This is a genomic window from Sphingomonas bacterium, assembly GCF_903643065.1.
GTDB lineage: Bacteria > Pseudomonadota > Alphaproteobacteria > Sphingomonadales > Sphingomonadaceae > Sphingomonas.
The window spans coordinates 1-7002 of the sequence record NZ_CAHJWX010000095.1; the positions used below are offsets into that span (position 1 = coordinate 1).

A 7002-nucleotide genomic window follows, 5' to 3' on the forward strand; every position below is an offset into this window, starting at 1 on the left:
AACCCCCGCCATCCAAAGCTGCAACATCCGCATCCCGCTTAGGGTGTCATTCCGCCCTCAGCCGGAACCGACCCCATGTAGCTGGCGTGATCGTCGAGGTGGGCGGTCGGGAGCGCCAGGTCCGCGCCGAGCAGCGCGGCCGTCATCTCGGCGCACAGCTCCTCGAAGGCGTAGGCCTCGTCGCCGAACTTTGTGCCGAACTGGCGGTGGAGCCGGTCGGGGTGGCCGGTCCAATGTCCCGCCTCATGGGCGAGGGTCGACGCCCAGTAGGCGCGGGTCGAGAATTGCTCGACCGCCGGCATGGTGATGGTGTCGGCGATCCGGTCGTAGAACGCCTTGTCGCCGCGGACGTGAACGGTCGCGGGCAGCGCATCGACGAACCGCTGCGCGCGCTCGGGCAGCGGTTCGGCCGGGGGCACGATGCTGAGCGGCGTCGGCCGGAAGCGCTCGGGCAGGCCGTCGATCTGGTCGGCGTTGAACACGGCATAGCTGCGCAGGACGCGGCGCATCTCGTCGCTGCTGTCGCCGGTGACGGGCGATTCCACCGTCTTGCTGAAGGATTTGTAGAAGATGGCGATCTGCGACCGCTCGCCCTCGCGGACCTGCGCGCCGAGCGCCTGGGCCTGTTTGTAGGTCATCCAGGTACGCGACAGGTAGCCGGCGGTATCCGCCACCAGCCACAACCAGAAGCAGTTGATGCCGCGATAGGGCTCGCCGGTGGCGCGCAGCGGGCGGCCGCCGAGGCCAGGGCACCACGGCTTGACCCAGGGGCGCACACCGGCTTCGAGGCGGTCGATGATGGTGTTGGTGATGACGTCCGCGGGCGAGGGCTTGTCGGTGGTCTTGGCCACGATCATTCTCCTGGTGGGCTTGAGGCGGACCCGGATCGCGCCGGCGCTGCGTGCGCGCTGGGATCGGGTCACACAAAGAGGGGCGGCACTCCGAAGAGTACCGCCCCCAGTCGCCTCGAACCGTGGGTCAGGCGTCACGCCGCCTGGCTGTAATCCTCCCCGTGATCGTCGCCCTTGCCGTCGTCCGGCTGGTCATCGTCGGCGAGGTCCGGATCGTCCTGAGCTTCCTCGTCGTCCAGCTCGGGATCCTCGTCGTCCGAGCCGGTGACGAAGCTGGAGCGGGGCGGGACGCGCTCGGCCTTCTCCATGCCGTCGAACCGCATCGCATCGGGCAACCAGGCCGACGCCTTCTCGCGGATCTCCGCCTCGACGATGCCCTGGCCGTTGCAAAGCGAGGCGCAGGTGGCGGCAAGGTCGCCCTTCTTGGCGTCCTTGTAGCGGCCACGGAGGATCGGGCCGCCGATCTCCTCCAGCGCGTCGAGCATGACGTCCTTCTTGACCCGCCCGAAGAAGTTCTGGGCGGTCGGCCGCCACCAGTTGGCGACGTCGATGCCGAGCAGGCGGCCGAGATGGTCGTGGAACCCGTTCACCCGGGCGCCGTCAGGGACGTTGAGCGTCGCCTCCAGCGTGTGCGCGATCGAGTAGGCGACCCACGCACCCCGGGCCTGCTCGTCCAGCGCCCGGAAGGCGTCGAACCGGGCGGTCATGGTGTCGTGGCCGACCCAGCTCGTGTCGAGGTGCTGGCGCTGGTCCTCGATGGTCTGCGACGCCATCGACGCCTCGTCGCGGAACGCGAAGATCGGCATCTGGGCGGCGTTCGCCTTCAAGGTCGAGTTGTCCCGGATGTAGCTGGTGGTGAAGGCGGCGTTCTGGGCCATCAGGAAGATGGTCAGGTCGAGCGCCAAGGCCGGGTCACTAGCCAGGTGCGCCACGAGGATCATACGACGCTGGGTGGCAAGCTCGTCGACCAGCGCAGCACTGTACCGCGGCCCGTGGTCAGCCTCGTCGCCAGCGCCGGCATCGCCGCCGGTGCTGCCGGTGCCGCCGTTGGGCTTACCCTTGGGGGCGTTGAGGTCGACCACCTGCTTCTCGCTGAAAAGGCGGGCATGGACGCGGACCTGGCCGTCGCCGCCGATATAGACGAACGTGCCGAGCTGGGCTTTCACCGCCGGGTCGATCGCCTTGCAAGCGGTGTCGATCTCCTCGATCTGGCGCTCGATCGCGTCGATCCGGTCGGTCGCGGCTTGCGCCTCGGGCGTGCCGTCGGCGAGGTCGGTTTCCAGCGCGGTGACGAGATCGTCGTTCTCCTGGCCGAGCTCCTCCACCAGCGCCTGCTCCTCGTTGGTGAGGGGGCGGGCCTTGGCGTGGAACTCGTGGACGCGCCGCTCCATGTCGTAGGGGACATTGGTCGACGTGACGGGCGTCACGAAGGAGAGGCCCTGCTCCTGCGCCAACTCGATCGCGGCCGCCTCCAGCTTGCTGGTGGCGAGCTGCTCGAGGAGGTCAGCGTCGGTCCAGGTCTCGTCGCCGGACTCGGCCGCGAACAGGTCGCCCTCGACGTGGCCGCCGGCGGCGACATAGGCGTCGCGCCCGACGAACCGCGCCTTGGCGTCGTTGGCCTTGACGGTGCCGCTCAGGATGGCGCGGCGGATGTTGTCGACCTGGTTGCCGTAGTAGGACGCCTTCATCTGCTCGAACACACGGGCCTGGCGGTCGGTGTCGGCCGTGACGGCGTAGGCCTGGGCGACCGCCAGCGTGATCTCCCCGGCACCGAGCGCGTCGAAAATCGGCGCGGCGAGATCGGCGAGGCGCAGCCGCTGCTCGACGAAGCGGACCGACACGACCTGCTGGATTGCGACCTGCTCGACCGACATGCCGAACTGCTCGGTGAGGGTCTTGAACGCGAGGCAGTCGTCCGCCGGATTCATCGGCAGGCGCTGGCGGTTCTCGGTGAGGCTCGCGCCGACGGAGGCGGCACCGTCGGCGAGGACGAGGACCGGTACCTCGTGGTCGACCGGAAGCGTGCCCTTCTCGATCAGGAGCTGGAGCGCGCGCAGCCGGCGGCCACCGGCCTTCACGGTATAGGTGCCCGCCTTCTTGAGCGGGGTGACGATCAGATTCTGGAGCAGGCCCTGTTCGGCGATGCTCTGGGCGAACTCTTCGAGGCCCGCCTCCCGGTTGCGCTTGCGCACATTGTCCTTCGACAGCGAGAGGTTCTTGACCTTCACGGACTGGATCATCGGTCATACTCCGTTGGAATTGAGCGCGCCGTGTCCGACGGTCGCGCGAGCCTGTTCCCCAGGCCCACCAAGCCGAAGGCTCCCTCCCCTCCCTTTGTCAGGGGCGGGGACGGAGCCCATGGTGCGTCAGGCGGTAATGCGGTCGAGAATGGCCGCGGCGGAGCCCACGGGCACGAACAAGCGCGTCTTGTGCTGGATGATGTCCGTGAAGCATCCGGCGGCCTTCAGCTCGGCGAGCCGCGTGTGTGGCCAGTCGAGCAGCTCCAGGCGCTGCTGACCCGCGACCAGGCTCCGCTTCAGCCGGTACGCGCCGATCGCGCTGATCTCCCCCGTCGCCAGGACGTGCTTGGACGTGTCCGCGGCCGACACGGCGATCGCGGCGTCGATGCCGAACGCCGCGGCGAGCTTCGGGACGATCGGGGCAGGCACGAGGCGGCCGAGGAACGACTGGCCGTCGTCGGTAGTCAGCCGCCACACCTGCACATGGTCATCGGGGAGGTGGTCCCAGACGGGCAGGAGCAGGCCGGCGACGAGGTAGATGGTGCTGGTGCGGGTCTTGCCCCGCATCTCCTCGACTTCGGCCGACCACAGCGCGGCGAACTCCTCCTCGCTCGCCTCCTCCCACAGCGTTTCAAGGAGCAGGTCCTGCCGCATCCGCTCGTTGCGGGTCGGCCGGACGAGCTCGTAGCGGCGCACAATCTCGCCGTCGTCATCGGTCAGCGAGTAGGTCTCGCACCGGATCGCGGCCTTGCCCGACTTGCGGTTTACGATGGGTCGGGCATCGTCGCCAAGGATCCGCCTCGCGCGATCGAGGGCGACCGGCTTGTAGCGTTCCTCGGTCTCGAGACGAAGGATCTCCGTCTCGGCGCCGCTGATCGGATCGCGCCGGATCACGGTGCGGTCGAGGATCGTGATGCGCTCGGCGGTGATGCTCTCGACGCCGACGTCGAGCGTGCCGGCTTCCCGGGCCGCCTCGACGCGCGCCTCGATCAGCCCGAGATACTCGTCGAAGATCGCGTTCTGGAGCGCGATGCGCAGCGCGAGGATGCGGTTGAGCCAACGCTGAATGGGCGGCAGCTCCTCCTTCAGACCGCCACCCTCGCCCTCGAGGTCAAGGCCGGTGAGCTGCTGAAAGTCGCCGAAGTTGACCGAGCGCAGCTTGCCCTTGGCGAGCAACCGGAACCACGTCTCCAGCGCCTCCTTGGCGTAATCGCTCTCCAGGTTGTCGCGCGGGTCGAACAGACCCTGACCGCCGGTCTGGCGCTGACCGCGTGTGAGCGCGCCCAGGCTGTCGAGCCGGCGCGCGATTGTCGAGATGAACCGGCGCTCGCCCCGGCAGTCGGTCGACACGGGGCGGAACAACGGCGCGGACGCCTGATGGGTGCGATGCGTGCGGCCGAGCCCCTGGATGGCCGCATCGGCGCGCCAGCCCGGCTCCAGCAAATAGTGGATGCGGCGCGAGCGGTTCTCGGCCGAGAGGCTGGCATGGTAGGACCGGCCGGTGCCGCCGGCGTCGGAGAAGATCAGGATCTTCTTCTCGCCGCGCATAAAGGCGTCCGTCTCCGCGAGGTTGGTGCGGGGGCTGCGGTTCTCGATCCGCTGGCGGCCGGCGGTGTCGACGACGATGCGCCGGCTGCGCCCTGTTACCTCGGCCACGGCGTGGGTGCCGAAGTGCCCGATGATGTGGTCGAGCGCCGAGCCGACGATCGGCAGGGTGCCGATCCCCTCCACCATGTCATCCCGCATCTGCAACGCCTCCTGGCTCAGCACGGGGCGGCCGTCCTCGTCGCACATCGGCTCGGAGCGGGTCTTGCCGGTGTCGTCGACGAAGGTCTTCATCTGGCGGACCGGGAACGCCGCCATCAGGTAGTCCATCAGGAACTCGCGCGGGGAGAGCTCGATGTCGAGGTTGGCGCGCTCCTCGGCCCCGAGGCCGGCGAGCGCCCGGTTCAGCATCGCCTCCGAGGTCGAGACGAGCTGCACCACCACGCTGTCGCCGCGAGCGAGGTCTTCGCGCATCGCCGGGATCAGTGAGGGCAGCTTCATCCCGATCAGGAGCTGGCCGAAGAACCGCTGCTTGGTCGACTCGAAGATCGACAGCGCCGCGGCCTTGGCCCCGCTGTTGTAGGTGTCCTTCGAGAAGCTGTCGGTGACGCGGGTCGCGTCGAGCGCGGCGCGCAGGTTGGCGTGGATGATCGCCCAGGCGTCGGCATAGGCGTCGTACACCGCGATCTGGTCGACCGCGAGCCGGTGCTCCAGGATGTCGTACTCGACGCCGGCGAAGCTCAGCGCGCGTGCGGCGTAGAGCCCCTGCATCTTGAGGTCGCGGGCGATCAGCTCCAGCGCGGCGATCCCGCCTCGGCGCAGGCTGTCCACGAACGCCTTGCGGTCGGCGAACGCGGTGCCCGGCCCCCACAGGCCGAGCCGCGTGGCGTAGGCGAGGTTGTTCACGTCGGACGCCCCGGTGGCGGAGACGTAGAGCACCCGGGCGCGGGGGAGGAGGTTCTGCAGGCGAACCCCGGCGATCCCCTGGTCGGAGCCGTCCTTGGTGCCGAACCGGCCTTCGCCGCCGGCGACGCCCGCCATCTCATGGGCCTCGTCGAACACGACCATGCCGTCGAAGCCGTCACCCAGCCATTCGAGGATCTGGCGGAGGCGGGTGCCCTTGTCGCCGCGGTTGGAGCGAAGCGTTGCGTAGGTAAGGAACAGCACGCCCTCGACGGCGCCGACGGGCGTGCCGAGCTTCCACTGGTTGAGGTGCTGGATATCCAGCGCGAGCCCGCCCACCGCGGTCCAGTCGCGGCGCGCGTCCTCCAGCAGCGTCTCGGTCTTGGAGATCCAGACGTGCCGGCGACGGCCACGGAGCCACTGGTCGAGGATGATCGACGCGACTTGGCGGCCTTTGCCCGCCCCCGTGCCATCCGCCAAGAAGAAGCCGGTCCGGTAGGCTTGGCCGGCGTCGTCCGGGGTGAGCGACAAGCCCTCCTCGGCCGGCAGGAAGCGGCCGGGGAGATCGCGCTCGAAGGCGTCGCCAGCGTAGATCACCGTCTCGAGTTGGGCGTCGGACAGGACCTTGCCGTCGACGACGTGGGCCGGGAGCTGCGGCTTGTAGCCGGGCCGCGGCGCGGTGATCGAACCCATGGCGATGGATTCCACCAGCGCCGTCGGATGCTCGGATGCGCAGCCGATTGCGATGCGGCTCGGGCGGTAGGGCAGGTAAACGCCCACGGCCTCCTCGACCGGGGCAGGGTTGGCGAGGACGGCATAGGTGATGTCGCGGACCGCGTTGGAGACCTGCGCGCGCCCGACCGGAGCCGCCAACGGACGGCGTGGCGACAGGCCGCCGAGCAACGGCCCCGAAGAGGGGCGCATGACGCGCTGCGTCGGCGTGGAGGACGGCGGGGGCGCCGCCGGTGCCTGCATGGCAGCGATGTGGGCGAGGGCGGCCGCGAGCGTGTCGCACGGGGTCAGCGCCGCCGACCCGGGCCGCTCCTTCTCCAGCACCATAATCTTCACGGCCTGGCCAGTGCCGTGCTTGGCGTAGGCGTTCGCCGGCAGCAGCAGGTGGAGGGTGAGGCCACATCCCTCGGTGGCCTTGGCCCAGGCGCGGCTCGACGTATCGACGCGATCGGGCAGGACGGCGGCGCAGCGGCCGCCGGGGAGTGATCGCGTCAGAGGACGCGGCGCAGGAAGCGGCGAAGCGGGGCGGGGCGGCGATACACGAAGGGTCGGCGGTAGACGAACGGACGCCGGTAGCCGAAGCCGTGGCCGTAACCATAGCCGCGGCGGTAGTACTGGACCTGCTCGACCTCACCGGCAGCGGTGGACTCGGCGGCGCCCGGCGACAGCCCGGCGACCGGCATGGCCACGGCGGGCTCGGCCGCGAGGGAGGCCGCGCCGAGCGAGAGAGC

4 protein-coding genes are annotated in these 7002 nt (G+C 69.6%); all 4 read right to left on the minus strand.

Going from position 1 to position 7002, the window contains the following annotated elements; all coding sequences use genetic code 11:
- Positions 1-38 precede the first annotated feature (38 nt).
- Complete coding sequence (locus HUU95_RS04930) at positions 39-851, minus strand: ArdC family protein (RefSeq protein ID WP_174279094.1); 813 nt, start codon at positions 849-851, stop codon at positions 39-41.
- A gap of 134 nt (positions 852-985) precedes the next feature.
- Positions 986-3091, minus strand: coding sequence for a ParB/RepB/Spo0J family partition protein (locus HUU95_RS04935; protein ID WP_174279095.1), 2106 nt, complete (start codon positions 3089-3091; stop codon positions 986-988).
- A gap of 126 nt (positions 3092-3217) precedes the next feature.
- Positions 3218-6598: a strawberry notch family protein gene (locus HUU95_RS04940; protein ID WP_254602626.1), complete on the minus strand. Its 3381-nt coding sequence runs from the start codon at positions 6596-6598 to the stop codon at positions 3218-3220.
- 164 nt (positions 6599-6762) lie between these two features.
- Positions 6763-7002: hypothetical protein (locus tag HUU95_RS04945; RefSeq protein WP_217429775.1), on the minus strand; the 240-nt coding region annotated here is incomplete at its 5' end.

Coding starts and splice junctions, on each gene's coding strand:
- HUU95_RS04940 (WP_254602626.1), bottom strand. CDS start 6,598: ATGGTGCTGGAGAAGGAGCGGCCCGGGTCGGCGGCGCTGACCCCGTGC.
- HUU95_RS04935 (WP_174279095.1), bottom strand. CDS start 3,091: ATGATCCAGTCCGTGAAGGTCAAGAACCTCTCGCTGTCGAAGGACAAT.